This window comes from Pseudomonas sp. H1_D05, from assembly GCF_054682705.1.
In genome coordinates this window covers 157685-172029 of sequence record NZ_CP162825.1, presented here as the reverse complement: position 1 = coordinate 172029, position 14345 = coordinate 157685, and the positions used below count along the sequence as shown (strand labels likewise).

Below are 14345 nucleotides of genomic sequence, written 5' to 3'. Positions count from 1 at the left end.
GGGCTTAGAGCAAATCGCGCTGTAAACAGGGCGGGTAATCGCCTCGGGGTCTGTTAACGCGCCGTCGGCTGGCCGCGACAACCTGTGCCCACAACCCCGGGGTTTTTGCGTAAAATGCCGGCCTTTCGTCACACCTCACGGATTTCGCGTCATGGGCACTCTTACGGTCAACCAGAACAAACTGCAAAAGCGCCTGCGCCGTCTGGCCGGCGAAGCGGTCGCCGATTTCAACATGATTGAAGATGGCGACAAGGTCATGGTCTGCCTGTCCGGCGGCAAAGACAGCTACACCATGCTCGACGTGCTGCTGCACCTGCAAAAGGTTGCCCCGATCAAGTTCGAGATCGTTGCGGTGAACATGGACCAGAAGCAGCCGGGCTTCCCCGAGCATGTGCTGCCGGCCTATCTGAAAGAGCTGGGCGTCGAGTACCACATCGTCGAGAAAGACACCTACTCGGTGGTCAAGGAACTGATCCCGGAAGGCAAGACCACTTGCTCGCTGTGCTCGCGCCTGCGTCGCGGCACGCTGTACACCTTTGCCGATGAGATCGGCGCGACGAAAATGGCTCTCGGTCACCACCGTGACGACATCGTCGAGACGTTCTTCCTCAACATGTTCTTCAACGGCAGCCTCAAGGCCATGCCGCCGAAGCTGCGCGCCGATGACGGCCGCAACGTGGTGATTCGTCCGCTGGCCTACTGCAACGAGAAAGACATTCAGGCGTACTCGGACTTCAAGGAATTCCCGATCATCCCGTGCAACCTCTGCGGTTCGCAGGAAAACCTGCAGCGTCAGGTAGTCAAGGAAATGCTTCAGGACTGGGAACGCAAGACCCCGGGCCGTACCGAAAGCATCTTCCGCAGCCTGCAGAACGTGATTCCGTCGCAACTGGCCGACCGCAACCTGTTCGACTTCACCAGCCTGAAGATCGACGAGACCGCGGCTTCGCGCTTCGTCAACGTCGTTAACCTGTAAACCCATTCCCTGTGGGAGCGAGCTTGCTCGCGAAGGCGTCGTGTCAGCCGGCATCAATGTTGAATGACATGCCGCTTTCGCGAGCAAGCTCGCTCCCACAGTGTTTTGTGTTCAAAGGTAGAATTTCATTTTCAATTCCCAGGAGAGGGCATGCGCGATTACAAGTGGCTGTACGAATACTGTCTGAACCGCTTCGGTTCGGCGGCTGAACTGGAAGCCCATCTGCCCGTTCCCAAGACTCCGGCGCAACTGCGCAAGATCAGCGACGACCGCTACCTCTCGACCATGGCCCTGCGCGTATTTCGCGCCGGCCTCAAACACAGTCTGGTCGACGCCAAGTGGCCGGCTTTCGAAGAAGTGTTCTTCAAGTTCGACCCGGAAAAAGTCGTGCTGATGAGCGCCGAACATCTTGAACGCCTGATGCAGGATGCGCGGATTATCCGTCACCTGGGCAAGCTCAAGAGCGTGCCGCGCAATGCGCAGTTCATCCTCGATGTCGAGAAAGACAAGGGCAGTTTTGGCGCGTTGATCGCCGACTGGCCGGTGACCGATATCGTCGGCCTGTGGACGTACCTGAAAAAGCACGGCCATCAATTGGGCGGGCTGTCGGCGCCACGCTTTTTGCGCATGGTCGGCAAGGATACGTTCGTGCCGAGCTACGACGTGGTTGCGGCGCTGAATGCACAGAAGATCGTCGACAAGGTGCCGACCAGTCTGCGCGATCTGGCGATCGTGCAAGATGTGTTCAACCAGTGGCACGAACAGAGTGGCGGGCGGGCCATGAGCCAGATTTCGATGATGCTCGCGTACACCGTCAACCATTAAGACCGCGTCGCCCCATTCGCGAACAGGCTCGCTCCTACAGGGATTTGTGAACGCCACAGATCCCCTGTAGGAGTGAGCCTGCTCGCGATAGCTATTCGTCAGGCGACGCTGATCTCGCCCTCGCCAGCCAGTTTACGATTCAACTGATACCGCCACCGCACATACAACAGCGCCGAGCAGAACACCGCCAGGCTCGCGATCATCTCCAGCACCCCAAACCACTGTCGACTCGGGTCATACGCCGCCAGTGCGCCTTTGATGAAATACAGATTCACCACAAAGCACATCCACGAATGCCCACGGGCGCTGCCCATGATCATCGCCGGGGCGAGGACGATCCACGGGATCAACTCGACCAGCAGAATCACCCATGGCCGCGCGCCGTGCAGGTCGGCGAACAGCAGATAGTAGGCCGCGAGCAGACCGGCGAGGGCGAAAAAGCTCAGCAGGCTGAGCACCCGCATTGCCTTCACCCGTGGCTCAAGCCACTCGACACTCGGCAGAATCTTCGGCTTCTTCGCCATCTCAGCCCACCAGTTTCTGAGCGGTTTTGGCCAGCCGCAGACCCAACGCACGGCACAGCGCCACTTCGTGTTGATCAAGGCCTTTTTTGCCGTCCGCTCCGGCGTGATGACTGGCACCGTAAGGCGTGCCGCCACCACGGGTTTCCAGCAGCGCCGACTCGCTGTACGGCAAGCCGGTGATTAGCATGCCGTGGTGCAGCAGCGGCAACATCATCGACAGCAGGGTGGTTTCCTGACCGCCGTGCAGGCTGGCGGTGGAGGTGAACACGCCAGCCGGTTTGCCGACGAGGGCGCCGGTCAGCCACAGGTTGCTGGTGCCGTCGAGGAAGTACTTCAGTGGCGCAGCCATGTTGCCGAAACGCGTCGGGCTACCGAGGGCGAGACCGGCGCAGTTCTTCAAATCATCCAGCGTTGCGTACAGCGCGCCTTCGTCCGGGATGGCCGGGGCCACGGCTTCGCACTCGGTGGAGATTGCCGGCACGGTGCGCAGGCGCGCTTCGAGGCCAGCCTGCTCGACGCCGCGGGCAATCTGCCGGGCCATCTCGTTGGTCGAGCCGTTGCGGCTGTAATACAGCACCAGAATGTACGGCGCGCTCACGGCAGCAACTCCAGGATATTCTCGGGTGGGCGACCGATCACCGCTTTGTCGCCAACCTCGAGAATCGGTCGCTCCATCAGTTTTGGATGCTGGGCAATAGCGTCGATCAATTGCGCTTCGCTGAGGCTTTCGTCAGCCAGTTGAAGCATTTTGTATTCATCTTCCCCGGTGCGCAGCAACTGACGTGCGCTGATCCCGAGCTTGCCGAGCAGGGCCTTGATTTGCGCTGCATTCAGCGGGGTTTCGAGGTACCGCACGACGTTCGGGGTCAGGCCGCGGGCTTCAAGAAGTTCCAGCGCGCCGCGGGATTTCGAGCAGCGCGGATTGTGATAAAGCGTCAGATCGGTCATGGCGGGTCGCTTCTGGCGTAAAGTGGCGGCTATTCTAACTGTGCAGCGCGCAATCCAGAACCTTCGGAGGCAATGGGTCGCAGGCGCCTTCAAATTTTCACAAGGAACACGACATGACACGGCGATTGGCAGCGGCATTGACGATAATCGGGGCGTTGATGCTGGGGGGCTGCGGCAATGATTACGGGATCGACCAGAACGGTCAGAAGGTCGCGTCCGAACGTCTCGACAAGCAATGGGTGGTGCTCAACTACTGGGCCGAATGGTGCGGCCCGTGCCGCACCGAGATCCCGGAGCTCAACCATCTGGCTGACGAGCTGAAGAGCAAGAACGTCGGCGTGTTCGGGGTCAACTTTGACAATGTGCAAGGTGTGGAGCTGAAAGACGCCAGTGAAAAACTGGGCATCAAGTTCACCGTGCTGGCGCAGGATCCGGCGGAGTTGTTTGAGTTGCCGCGCAGTGAAGCATTGCCGGTGACGTACATCATCGACAACAAGGGCAAGGTGCGTGAGCAGTTGATGGGCGAGCAGACGGCGGCGGGGGTGATGGCGAAGCTGGAGGCGTTGCAGGCAACCAAGTGAGTTGCCGCTAAAGAGCAACCCTCACCCCAGCCCTCTCCCAGAGGGAGAGGGAGCCGACCGAGGTGTCTGGCCAGGTACATCGACCTGAGAGATCGAGTCGATTGTAGATTCGCCAAGGCAAGATCAGGTCGATTATGGGGTCGCCAAAGCAAAATCCGGTCGATTATGGATTCGGCATAGGCCTTTCAGGTCGGCGTAGCTCTCCAATATCCCCCATTCAGTCCCCTCTCCCCCTGGGAGAGGGCTAGGGTGAGGGCTTTTTAGCCTTCTTCCAACCACCAACGCAACGGCTTGCCTTCAGCCGGCCAGAAGCGCATCTGCTCGATCGGCGAGATGTCCCAGCGCTCGACGTGTTCCAGCGCCTGCAGGAAGCGTTGTTCCTGCTCCATCAACGCCGGTGCACAGAGTTTGCGGGTCTTGCCGATCTTGCCGAAGGTCAGCTTGTCGCCGTCCAGCGTATACGGCGCAAACCAATGGTTGCAGCCACCGTTGCCGTAGGCGCGGCCATCATCGCCCAGGGTCACGGTCAGATGGCTGTAATCCATCAGCGGGCGCTCGCCGATCCACTCCAGAATGTAGCTGCGGTTCTGTTGCAGTTGCACAGGCTCTGCCGCGCAACCCACCAGACCCACACCGACCATAGCGGTCAGGGCAAGCCGTTTCATCACGCAGGCTCCTGGCATTTCGGGCACAGGTGCTTGTCGCCCACGGCTTTCCAGCCCAGCTCGGCGATGCGCGCGGTGGCCGCCGGTTTCTCGGCGGCCTTGCCGAGTTTGGCGTCCACGGCAAATTCGAAGCTCAGCTCTTTGGCGCAGCTGTCGCAATTGACCTGCCAGGTGTGGATCGCCAGTTCGCCGAACACCGGGCCAGTGGTCATCGCGGTCCATTGGCCCGGCGGGTTGATCAGATGGCGGACGGTTTCAACGGTCAGGCGCATGGACAAGTCCTTGCTGCCTTTGAGGGTGACCAACAGCGCGTCACCGATGCGAATCGAGCCACCATTGCCGGTGACCTGATAGCGGCCCGGAATGAGGGCGCGGCATTCGGTGAGGGTGTGTTGCGGGTTCATGAGGGTGTAGCGGAAATCGTGTTCGACCATGGGTCCTCCAAATATGCGCGACATGCTAGCACGGGGTTGATTGCAGAATGATGCGTGCGTGCGACCTTCGATCCGGTTCAAATACCGCGACACTCATGGCAAACTGCCGGCCTCGAATCTGAAGGAACGGAACATGGCGCTGATCGAATGTTATGAATGCAAAAAGAGCATCAGCTCCGAAGCCTCGGCCTGCATTCATTGTGGAGCTCCGATGGCGGAGCAAACCGCTCACGCCCAGGCGCAGGCAGCTGAGGCCCCGGCTCAGCCTTCGACGATTTCTTTTGGCAGTCTGCCGCGTAACAAGGCTGTGCCCGAAGTCACTGCACCAGCGCCTGAACCGCAACCTTTACCGAAAGTCATGCCGGCCGCCGCGCGGCGTCGACGCCAGCAGCCAACCGAGCAACCGGCCACTGAGCAGGCCAATGCCGATGGCAGTCGTCCGGTGGAAGGTTGGCTGAAAATCATGATCTTCCTGCTGCCGATGGTTTTCGTCTGGTTCCTGCTGCGCTACGGCCACTCGATGAAACAGCGCTTTTTTGGTTTCGGCTGGCTGGCGCTGCTGATTCTGGCGTCTTCGCTTTCACCGAAATAAGCGCAAAAAATCTCAGCCCTCGACCTGGTTCTGTGGCGTTCCCGCCGCCCAGGTCGCGATGTTGTGCAGGGTGGTTGCGGCAATGGCGCCCAGTGCTTCGCGGGTCAGAAAGGCCTGATGCGCGGTGATGATCACGTTGGGAAAGGTCAGCAATCGCGCCAGCACATCGTCCTGCAAAGGCAGGTCGGAGCGATCCTCGAAAAACAGTTGTGCCTCTTCCTCATAGACATCCAGCCCCAGATAGCCGAGTTGGCCGTCCTTCAAGGCATCGATCAGTGCCGGTGTGTCGACCAGCCCACCACGGCCGGTATTGATAAGCATGGCGCCGGCCTGCATGTGCGCCAGTGAGTCGCGGTTGATCAGGTGTTTGCTTTGCTCGTTGAGCGGACAGTGCAGGCTGATGATCCGCGACTGCGCGAGCAGTTCCGGCAGGCTCAGGTAACGCGCACCCAACGCCAGAACATCAGGGTTGGGGAAGGGATCGTAAGCCAGTAGCTCACAACCGAAACCGTGCATGATTTTCGCGAATGTGGCGCCGATCTGTCCGGTGCCGACAATCCCCACGGTTTTGCCGACCAGGTCGAAACCGGTCAGGCCATGCAGGCTGAAATCGCCTTCACGGGTGCGGTTATAGGCACGGTGCAGGCGACGGTTGAGGGCCAGGATCAGCGCCACGGCGTGTTCGGCCACTGCATGCGGCGAGTAGGCCGGCACGCGCACCACGGCCAGTCCGAGACGTTTCGCTGCGGCCAGATCGACATGGTTGTAGCCCGCCGAGCGCAGGGCAATCAGACGCGTGCCGCCCGCAGCCAGGCGCTCCAGCACGGAAGCGCTGAGATCATCATTGATGAACGCACAGACCACTTCATGTCTATCGGCCAGCGCTGCCGTATCGAGGCTGAGCCGGGCCGCTTGAAAATGCAGTTCGATACCTGTCGGGCAAGCGGTGGCGAGAAAGCTGTCACGGTCATAGGTCTGGCTACTGAAAACGAGCGTGCGCATGAAATCCTCCTGGAACATCGACACGGATTGAATCACCCGAACCCACTTTAGCGCTGCCGGTGTTGGCCGGCATTGCCGTGGATCAGGCGCTGATCTTCGCTTGTGCCGCGAGCCGGTTGATCGCGCGCTCCAGTTCTTCCAGCGCTGCCACGGCCTTGGGGTCGTCCTGCTTGAGCAGGGTTTCGCTGCGCTGGCAGGCCGCGCGCAATTGCGGTACGCCGCAATAACGGGTGGCACCGTGCAGGCGATGGACGCGTTCGATCAATGCATTCTGGTCGCGGTTTTCGCACGCCGCGCGGATGGCCTCGCGGTCGGCTTCCAGTGAGGCGAGCAACATGGCCAGCATGTCTGCCGCCAGATCAGCCTTGCCGGCGGCCAGGCGCAAACCTTCCTCGTGATCGAGCACCGGCAGTTCATTATTGCCCGCCGCACTGTCGCTGATCCGCTCCGGCCCTTGATTGCGCAAGGCCAGGCCGGTCCACTTCAGCACCACCTGCGCCAGTTGCCGCTCACTGATCGGTTTGGTCAGGTAGTCATCCATGCCGCTTTGCAGCAACGCGCGTTTTTCGTTGGCCATGGCGTGGGCGGTGAGGGCGACGATCGGCAGCGGCGTGCAGTGCCGCTCGCTTTCCCACTGGCGAATGGTTTCGGTGCTCTGGCGGCCGTCCATGCCCGGCATCTGCACGTCCATCAACACCAGATCGAAGGACTCGCTTTGTACGGCTTTGACCGCCGCGTAGCCGCTTTCCACCGCGAGCACCTTGGCGCCCATGTCTTCGAGCAGGGTTTGCACCAGCAACAGGTTGGCCGGGTTGTCGTCGACACAGAGCACTTTCGGCGCGCGGCTCGACAGCGGTTCCCCCGGCTCATTGCGCGGCTGGCGCGGGTTGACCAGATCGGCCAGCGCGCGACGCAGTTTGCGCGTGCAGGCCGGCTTGGCTTGCAACTGACTGTGCGGGTTCGGCACCGACAGATGGAACAGCGTCTGTTCGGTGGTCGGGCACAGCACCAGCACTTTGCAGCCCAGATGTTCGAGGTCCCAGATGTGCTGATTCAAACGCTCGGGCAGCATGTCGTTGCTGGTGATGCCAATGACCGCCAGATCAATCGCCTGATCGGTCTGGTGCGCGCCGGTGACGCCATTGGTCAAGGTTTCCAATGTATTGAACGGCGTGACATCGAGGCCGCAATCTTCCAGTTGATGTTGCAAGGCCTGACGCGCCAGTTCATGACTTTCCAATACCGCCACGCGGCGCCCGAGTAGCGGCGCGGCCGGCAAGTCTTCGGCGTCGTCACGGGTTTTCGGCAGGCTCAGGCTGATCCAGAATTCCGAGCCTTCGCCCGGTGTGCTGTCGACGCCGATTTCACCACCCATCTGCTCAATCAGACGCTTGGAAATCACCAGCCCCAGGCCGGTGCCGCCCGGTTGCCGCGACAGCGAGTTGTCGGCCTGACTGAAGGCCTGGAACAACGCGCGCACGTCCTGATTCGACAGGCCGATGCCGGTGTCCTGAATGCTGATGCGCAACTGCACGCTGTCCTCGTGCTCATCTTCAAGCATCGCGCGGGCAACGATGGTGCCTTCGCGGGTGAACTTGATCGCGTTGCTGACCAGGTTGGTGAGGATCTGCTTCAGGCGTAACGGGTCACCGACCAGCGACAGCGGCGTGTCACGGTAGACCAGGCTGACCAGCTCCAATTGCTTGGCGTGTGCGGCAGGGGCGAGGATGGTCAGGGTGTCCTGCAACAGATCGCGCAGGTTGAACGGAATATGGTCGAGTACCAGTTTGCCAGCCTCGATTTTCGAGAAGTCGAGGATCTCGTTGATGATCCCCAGCAGGCTGTCGGCAGACTTTTCGATGGTGCCCAGATAATCGAGCTGGCGCGGGGTCAGTTCGCTTTTCTGCAACAGATGCGTGAAGCCGAGAATGCCGTTTAGCGGCGTGCGGATTTCGTGGCTCATGTTGGCGAGGAATTCGGATTTGATCCGGCTCGCCTCCAGCGCTTCTTTGCGCGCCAGGTCCAGTTCGATGTTCTGGATCTCGATGGTTTCCAGATTCTGGCGCACGTCTTCGGTGGCCTGATCGACACTGTGTTGCAGTTCTTCGCGGGCGTTTTGCAAGGTACCGGCCATGCGATTGATCCCGGAGGCCAGTTCATCCAGCTCTTGGCTGCCCAGTGGCGGCAAACGCGTTTCCAGATGGCCATCCTTGAGTTGCGCGACGGCTTGTTTGATCTGGCTCAGCGGCCGGTTGATGGTACGGCCCATGCGCAATGCCAGCAGGGCGGCCCCCGCCAGGCCCGCGGCAATCAGCAGCAGACTGGCAAACAGGCTGCGATAACCGCGCAGCAACATACCGTTGTGCGACAGCTCCAGTTCGACCCAGCCAAGCAGTCGCTCGGATTCTTCCGGGATCAGTTCGCCGGCGAGGTTGCGATGTTTGCCGAACACCGGCATCAGGTAACGCGTCGCGTCATTGCCGCTGCGCCGTTGCAAATGCGCGCTGTCGCCGCTGGGTGCCTGATTGAGCATGGTCGGGCCGGCATGCGCCAGCGGCGAGCGGTCCGGGGCGAGGAAGGTCACCGCGCGCACGTCCGGCTGTTCAAGGGATTGCGTGGCGATGCGCTCCAGCAATTCGCTGTTGCCATGGCCCATGGCGGGTGCCACCAGCGGCGCCAGTTGCTCGGCAATCATTTCGCCGCGCTGCATCAATTGGGTCTGCAAGTCGGCCTGCTGCGTCCAGGTGAAATAACCACCCAGCACCAGCGCCATCAGGCTGGTCGGCAACAAGGTCAGCAATAACACGCGACCTTTGATTCCCAGTTTCTTGAGCACGCCTATCTCCTGCATCCCGCTGATCTGTTGACTCATGCGTGCATCCGGCACGCGACATTGGCGCAGTGTAGCGATTTGCTCGCGGGCAATCTCCGGAAAAATGCGCTCGCGTCGGGGCAGGGCGTCGCTGCTCGTTGGTCAGCTCGGTCAACCTTGAGTTGCCCGATGCCCGGCAATCTTGAATAATCAGTTTCAACTGAGAATTACTTGCAGATACTCATGACTCCTGTTTCCGCTGGCCAGCCACGCATTCTCTCCATCGAAGACGATCCGGTACTCGGCGCCTATGTTCACGAACATCTGGGCCGCATCGGCTTTCAGGTGACGTGGTGCCAGAACGGCCAGGAGGGCCTGAGCATCGCCACGCGCCAGCCGTTCGACGTGGTGCTGATGGATATCCTCTTGCCGGGCCTGGACGGTTTGCAGGTGTTAACGCAATTGCGCCAGAGCCATTCGACACCGGTACTGCTGATGTCGGCCCTCGGCGCCGAGGCGGATCGCATCAGCGGTTTCCGTCTGGGCGCCGATGACTATTTGCCCAAGCCGTTCAGCATGGCCGAGTTGCATGTGCGCATCGAAGCGATCCTGCGCCGGGTCGCGCTGGATCGGCGCCCGGCAGCGCTGGCGGCGCCAGTGGCGGTCGGTACGCTGCGATTCGATGACCAGCAGTGCGATGTGTTTTTCCGCGAACAACCCGCCGGGCTGACCCGCAGCGAATTCCGTTTGCTCGAAACCCTCAATCGCAACGAAGAGGAAGTGCTGAGCAAAGCCTTCCTTTATCAGCACGTTTTGCAGCGCGGCTACGCGGCCCACGATCGCAGCCTCGACATGCACATCAGCCAGATCCGCCGCAAACTGAAAGCCATCGGTTACACCGAGCGGGAAGTGCGTACAGTCTGGGGCAAGGGTTACGTTCTGAGCGCCGCCGATGAAACGCTCTGAACTGCCGGGGCGGCATTCACTGTTCTGGAAACTGGCGTTTCTGCTGGTCGCATTTTGTCTGCTGATGATCTGGCTGAGCTGGTCGTGGGGACGTTATATGGAGGAGCGCAACCAGTTCCTCTCCGACGACGCGCGTGGCACTCTGACGCGTTACGCCGCGCAAGCGGAACAGGCCTGGCAGCACGGCGGCCGCAGCGGGGTCGATGACTGGTTGCAGAGCATGGAGTTGCGCGAAGCCAGTTGGGTCGGTGTGATCGGTGGCAACTTACAGTCGCTGAGCAATGATCCGCTGAATGATCAGGAAATTCAGCACCTGACCTTCTTGCGCGGGCTCGACTGGCCGATCCACAAGAAAGGCCGGCCGTGGTTGCGCATTCCTTTCCCCAAAGAGCCGTCTGCCGGCAGCCTGGTGATCGAATTGCCCGAACGATTTGTTCCGGGTAAGTACCGGGTGTTCTGGCGCGTCATCACCAACGGCGTGATTCCCGGGTTGTTCACGTTATTGCTGTGTGTCGGTCTGTACCGCTTGCTGGTCGTGCCCCTGAACAACCTGCGCGAACAGGCCAACGCCTGGCGCGCCGACCAATTGAATGTGCGGCTGTCGAGCGGTATCACCCAGCGCCCAGATGAACTCGGCGAGCTGGCGCGAGCGTTCGACTCCATGTCCGAGCGCCTGCAATCCACCGTCGCCCTGCAACAGCAATTGCTCCGCGATCTGTCCCATGAATTGCGCACGCCGCTGAGCCGCTTGCGCGTGGCCAGTGAAAGCGAACAAGGCCTGGTGCAACTGCGCGAGCGCATCGGTCGTGAAGTCGACGGTATGCAACGCTTGGTCGAAGACACCCTGCAACTGGCCTGGCTCGATACCGAGCGCTCGCCATTGCCCGACGAGGCGATTCAGATCCAGGCGCTGTGGGAAATGCTCACCGATAACGCCTGTTATGAAAGCGGCTGGCCGAGTCTGCAGTTGCAGTGTTCGGTCGAAGCGTCGTGCTGGGTGCGTGGCAACCTGAATACCCTGGCGCAGGCTTTGGAGAACATTTTGCGCAACGCCATTCGGCATTCGCCGCCGGGTGGGATCGTGCGACTCGATGGACGGCGCGATGGCGATTACTGGCACCTGTGGCTGGAAGATCAGGGCGGCGGCGTAGCGGAAGGGGATCTGGAACGGATCTTCTCACCGTTCACTCGGCTCGACGGCTCGCGGCCCGGTGATGGTGGGTTTGGCTTGGGGCTGAGCATCGCGCGCAATGCCGTGCAGCGTCAGGGCGGAAGGATTTGGGCGGAGAATAGCGGGGCGGGGTTGCGGTTGAATTTGCGCTTGGTCGCTGAGGGTGATTTCGCGTCGCCTGACGCATTCGCGAGCAGGCTCGCTCCCACATTGGAACTGGGTTCGCCGCAGATTGTGTGAACAACAGTTAATAGTGTCATCACTGCTGACACTACTCCCTGTGGGAGCGAGCCTGCTCGCGAAGAGGCCATACGCATCACCGCCAATTAAGATGACCCACCGCAAAAGTCGCACCACTGGTGCGACTTTCAATCCCTTATTCCCATAAACCATAAGCACCGCACTTTGCGTGATATGGCATGTGCGGGTTTGCCGGTATGATAGGCGCCCCCGCACGTCTGGATTGCGAATACGCCATGACCTTGCAGTACCCAACCATCGCCGATTGCGTCGGCAACACGCCGCTGGTGCGTTTGCAGCGCCTGCCCGGTGCTACCAGCAACACCCTATTGCTCAAGCTCGAAGGGAATAACCCGGCAGGTTCGGTCAAGGACCGTCCGGCGTTGTCGATGATCACTCGCGCCGAGTTGCGCGGGCAGATCCACGCCGGCGATACGCTGATCGAAGCGACCTCGGGTAACACCGGGATCGCGCTGGCCATGGCCGCTGCGATCAAGGGTTACAAGATGATCCTGATCATGCCGGACAACTCCAGCGCCGAGCGTAAAGCGGCGATGACCGCGTACGGTGCCGAGCTGATTCTGGTCAGCCAGGAAGAAGGCATGGAAGGCGCCCGCGACCTTGCGCAGCGCATGGAAGCCGAAGGCCGTGGCAAGGTGCTCGATCAGTTCGCCAATGGCGACAATCCTGAGGCGCACTACACCACCACGGGTCCGGAAATCTGGCGTCAGACCCAGGGCACTATCACCCATTTCGTCAGTTCGATGGGCACCACCGGCACCATCATGGGCGTGTCGCGCTACTTGAAAGAGCAGAGCGACAGCGTGCAGATCGTCGGTCTGCAACCGATGGAAGGCTCGGCCATTCCCGGCATCCGCCGCTGGCCGCAGGAATACCTGCCGAAAATTTATCAGGCCGACCGCGTCGACCGTATCGTCGACATGGCGCAAAGCGAGGCCGAGGACGTGACCCGTCGTCTGGCCCGCGAAGAAGGTATCTTCTGCGGCGTGTCCTCGGGCGGTGCAGTGGCAGCGATGCTGCGCCTGTCCCAAGAAGTTGAAAACGCGGTGATCGTCGCGATCATCTGCGACCGTGGCGACCGTTACCTGTCGACCGGCATTTTCGACGCGCCTAACTGATGGCCAAGCACGAGAGAGGCCTGCGCTTCCAGCCCACGGGCGGGAGCAAGGCCGCGCAAATTCCGACCGGCAAAAAGCAGCGCTTGACCATTGAGCGCCTGGCCAATGATGGTCGCGGTATTGCGTTTTTCGAAGGCAAAACCTGGTTCGTCCTCGGCGCCCTCGCCGGCGAAGAGGTCGAAGCGCGGGTGCTCGGCGCCCACGGCAAAGTGGTCGAGGCGCGCACCGAGCGCGTGTTCAAGGCCAGCGAACTGCGTCGCCCGGCACCGTGTCAGCACGCCGGTCGTTGCGGCGGTTGCAGCGTCCAGCACTTGCCCCACAGCGAACAGCTTGCCCTGAAACAGCGCATGCTCGCCGAGCAATTGTCGCGTGTCGCCGGTGTCGAACCTGACGCGTGGGCAGCGCCGCTGACCGGTCCCGAATTTGGCTATCGCCGTCGTGCCCGCATCGCGGTGCGTTGGGACATGAAGGCGAAGAAACTCGAGGTCGGTTTCCGTGCCGCCGGCAGCCAGGACATCGTCGCGATCAACGAATGCCCGGTGCTGGTACAGCCCTTGCAACCGATCATGACCCGTTTGCCGGAGATGCTTCGTCGTTTGAGCAAACCGCAGGCACTGGGCCATGTCGAGTTGTTCAGTGGCTCGTCACTGGCGGTGCTGCTGCGGCACATGGCGCCGTTGTCGGAAGCGGATCTGACCATCCTCAAGGAGTTCTGCCAGTTCCATGAAGCGCAATTATGGCTGCATGGCGAAGGCGAGCCGCAACCGGTCGATGCGACCCAGGCGCTGGGCTATCGCCTGGAACAGTGGGATCTGGATCTGGCGTACCGCCCGGGTGACTTCATCCAGGTCAACGCCGGCGTCAACGAAGCCATGGTTGCGCAAGCGCTGGACTGGCTGAAACCCGGTAGCGACGAGCGCGTGCTGGATCTGTTCTGCGGCCTGGGCAACTTTGCCTTGCCGCTGGCCAAAACCGTTCGGGAAGTGGTGGCGGTCGAAGGCGTGCAGACCATGGTTGATCGCGCTGAAGCCAATGCGGCTAGTAACAATTTGCATAACACAAAGTTTTTTCAAGCCGATTTATCCCAGCCTTTGACCGATGCCCAGTGGATCGGAAACGGCTTTTCTGCGGTACTCTTGGACCCACCGCGTGACGGTGCTTTCGAGGTGGTTCGCAAGCTGGCGACCCTGGGTGCCAAACGGTTGGTGTATGTGTCGTGCAACCCTGCAACTCTGGCGCGCGATACGGTCGAATTGATCAAGCAGGGCTACCGGTTAAAACGTGCCGGGATTCTCGATATGTTTCCTCAGACGGCACATGTCGAGGCCATGGCGTTATTTGAAGCGAGCCAGGATGGCTCGTCTGAATCCGCCTGATCTGTCCGTGCAGCTCTCGCTTTAGCCCCGCGAGCGCAAACGGGCAACAAGGGTCAGCGATTTGACGCATTGAATCTGCGTCGTAGGGAAGGTA

The 14345-nt window shown here is 60.8% G+C and carries 15 protein-coding genes; 8 read left to right on the top strand and 7 right to left on the bottom strand.

The genetic code is table 11. The annotated features are described in order from the left end of the window. The first annotated feature begins 151 nt into the window (after positions 1–151). A complete protein-coding gene (gene ttcA / locus AB4O11_RS00860; RefSeq protein WP_093442168.1) occupies positions 152–976 on the top strand; it encodes a tRNA 2-thiocytidine(32) synthetase TtcA in 825 nt (274 codons plus the stop codon). Between the two features lie 150 nt (positions 977–1126). Next, positions 1127–1801, top strand: a complete 675-nt coding sequence (locus AB4O11_RS00855) for a DNA-3-methyladenine glycosylase I (protein ID WP_460129833.1) — start codon at positions 1127–1129, stop codon at positions 1799–1801. A gap of 98 nt (positions 1802–1899) precedes the next feature. Here the strand turns inward: AB4O11_RS00855 and AB4O11_RS00850 are convergent, their stop codons facing one another. From AB4O11_RS00850 to arsC, 3 genes are read right to left on the bottom strand one after another with little or no spacing between them, the layout of a single operon-like run. Then, positions 1900–2325 carry a DUF2069 domain-containing protein gene (locus AB4O11_RS00850; protein WP_460091940.1) on the bottom strand — a complete coding sequence of 142 codons (426 nt, stop codon included), beginning with the start codon at positions 2323–2325 and terminating at the stop codon, positions 1900–1902. A 1-nt stretch (position 2326) separates the two neighbouring features. Further along, positions 2327–2923 carry an NAD(P)H:quinone oxidoreductase gene (wrbA, locus tag AB4O11_RS00845; RefSeq protein ID WP_460129830.1) on the bottom strand — a complete coding sequence of 199 codons (597 nt, stop codon included), beginning with the start codon at positions 2921–2923 and terminating at the stop codon, positions 2327–2329. Continuing rightward, complete coding sequence (arsC, locus tag AB4O11_RS00840; protein ID WP_093442189.1) at positions 2920–3273, bottom strand: arsenate reductase (glutaredoxin); 354 nt, start codon at positions 3271–3273, stop codon at positions 2920–2922. The genes wrbA and arsC overlap by 4 nt, the downstream gene beginning before the upstream one ends. A 113-nt stretch (positions 3274–3386) precedes the next feature. On the opposite strand from arsC, the gene AB4O11_RS00835 reads away from it, so the two are divergent. Next, on the top strand, positions 3387–3854 hold the full coding sequence (locus AB4O11_RS00835) for a TlpA disulfide reductase family protein (RefSeq protein ID WP_007917494.1): 468 nt from the start codon (positions 3387–3389) through the stop codon (positions 3852–3854). A 260-nt stretch (positions 3855–4114) separates the two neighbouring features. Here AB4O11_RS00835 and AB4O11_RS00830 read toward each other — a convergent pair whose 3' ends face one another. Both AB4O11_RS00830 and AB4O11_RS00825 read right to left on the bottom strand, forming a co-directional pair. Further along, positions 4115–4519: an META domain-containing protein gene (locus AB4O11_RS00830; RefSeq protein WP_093442194.1), complete on the bottom strand. Its 405-nt coding sequence runs from the start codon at positions 4517–4519 to the stop codon at positions 4115–4117. After that, on the bottom strand, positions 4519–4953 hold the full coding sequence (locus AB4O11_RS00825) for a hypothetical protein (RefSeq protein ID WP_460129827.1): 435 nt from the start codon (positions 4951–4953) through the stop codon (positions 4519–4521). The genes AB4O11_RS00830 and AB4O11_RS00825 overlap by 1 nt, the downstream gene beginning before the upstream one ends. Positions 4954–5086: 133 nt before the next feature. Between AB4O11_RS00825 and AB4O11_RS00820 the strand changes: the two genes are divergently transcribed. Then, positions 5087–5545: a hypothetical protein gene (locus tag AB4O11_RS00820; RefSeq protein WP_460091939.1), complete on the top strand. Its 459-nt coding sequence runs from the start codon at positions 5087–5089 to the stop codon at positions 5543–5545. A gap of 12 nt (positions 5546–5557) precedes the next feature. Here the strand turns inward: AB4O11_RS00820 and AB4O11_RS00815 are convergent, their stop codons facing one another. Both AB4O11_RS00815 and AB4O11_RS00810 read right to left on the bottom strand, forming a co-directional pair. Beyond that, positions 5558–6547 (bottom strand): 2-hydroxyacid dehydrogenase, encoded by a 990-nt coding sequence (locus AB4O11_RS00815; RefSeq protein ID WP_460129825.1) that lies wholly within the window; start codon positions 6545–6547, stop codon positions 5558–5560. An 82-nt stretch (positions 6548–6629) separates the two neighbouring features. Next, the gene (locus tag AB4O11_RS00810; RefSeq protein WP_093442290.1) at positions 6630–9383 is read right to left on the bottom strand and encodes a response regulator; all 2754 of its coding nucleotides are present in this window, start codon (positions 9381–9383) and stop codon (positions 6630–6632) included. 219 nt (positions 9384–9602) lie between these two features. On the opposite strand from AB4O11_RS00810, the gene AB4O11_RS00805 reads away from it, so the two are divergent. The 4 genes from AB4O11_RS00805 to rlmD all read left to right on the top strand — a co-directional run bounded on the left by AB4O11_RS00805 (position 9603) and on the right by rlmD (position 14251). Beyond that, entirely contained in the window at positions 9603–10325 is a 723-nt protein-coding gene (locus AB4O11_RS00805) for a response regulator transcription factor (protein WP_460129823.1), read from the top strand. Continuing rightward, the gene (locus tag AB4O11_RS00800; RefSeq protein ID WP_460129820.1) at positions 10312–11736 is read left to right on the top strand and encodes a histidine kinase sensor domain-containing protein; all 1425 of its coding nucleotides are present in this window, start codon (positions 10312–10314) and stop codon (positions 11734–11736) included. The genes AB4O11_RS00805 and AB4O11_RS00800 overlap by 14 nt, the downstream gene beginning before the upstream one ends. A gap of 236 nt (positions 11737–11972) precedes the next feature. Then, the gene (gene cysM, locus AB4O11_RS00795; protein ID WP_175559687.1) at positions 11973–12875 is read left to right on the top strand and encodes a cysteine synthase CysM; all 903 of its coding nucleotides are present in this window, start codon (positions 11973–11975) and stop codon (positions 12873–12875) included. Continuing rightward, positions 12875–14251 carry a 23S rRNA (uracil(1939)-C(5))-methyltransferase RlmD gene (rlmD, locus tag AB4O11_RS00790; RefSeq protein WP_093442221.1) on the top strand — a complete coding sequence of 459 codons (1377 nt, stop codon included), beginning with the start codon at positions 12875–12877 and terminating at the stop codon, positions 14249–14251. Before cysM ends, rlmD begins: the two co-directional genes overlap by 1 nt. Positions 14252–14345 lie beyond the last annotated feature (94 nt).

Coding starts and splice junctions, on each gene's coding strand:
- AB4O11_RS00855 (WP_460129833.1), top strand. CDS start 1,127: ATGCGCGATTACAAGTGGCTGTACGAATACTGTCTGAACCGCTTCGGT.
- AB4O11_RS00815 (WP_460129825.1), bottom strand. CDS start 6,547: ATGCGCACGCTCGTTTTCAGTAGCCAGACCTATGACCGTGACAGCTTT.
- rlmD (WP_093442221.1), top strand. CDS start 12,875: ATGGCCAAGCACGAGAGAGGCCTGCGCTTCCAGCCCACGGGCGGGAGC.
- arsC (WP_093442189.1), bottom strand. CDS start 3,273: ATGACCGATCTGACGCTTTATCACAATCCGCGCTGCTCGAAATCCCGC.
- cysM (WP_175559687.1), top strand. CDS start 11,973: ATGACCTTGCAGTACCCAACCATCGCCGATTGCGTCGGCAACACGCCG.
- AB4O11_RS00825 (WP_460129827.1), bottom strand. CDS start 4,953: ATGGTCGAACACGATTTCCGCTACACCCTCATGAACCCGCAACACACC.
- AB4O11_RS00820 (WP_460091939.1), top strand. CDS start 5,087: ATGGCGCTGATCGAATGTTATGAATGCAAAAAGAGCATCAGCTCCGAA.
- ttcA (WP_093442168.1), top strand. CDS start 152: ATGGGCACTCTTACGGTCAACCAGAACAAACTGCAAAAGCGCCTGCGC.
- AB4O11_RS00830 (WP_093442194.1), bottom strand. CDS start 4,519: ATGAAACGGCTTGCCCTGACCGCTATGGTCGGTGTGGGTCTGGTGGGT.
- AB4O11_RS00805 (WP_460129823.1), top strand. CDS start 9,603: ATGACTCCTGTTTCCGCTGGCCAGCCACGCATTCTCTCCATCGAAGAC.
- AB4O11_RS00850 (WP_460091940.1), bottom strand. CDS start 2,325: ATGGCGAAGAAGCCGAAGATTCTGCCGAGTGTCGAGTGGCTTGAGCCA.
- AB4O11_RS00835 (WP_007917494.1), top strand. CDS start 3,387: ATGACACGGCGATTGGCAGCGGCATTGACGATAATCGGGGCGTTGATG.
- AB4O11_RS00800 (WP_460129820.1), top strand. CDS start 10,312: ATGAAACGCTCTGAACTGCCGGGGCGGCATTCACTGTTCTGGAAACTG.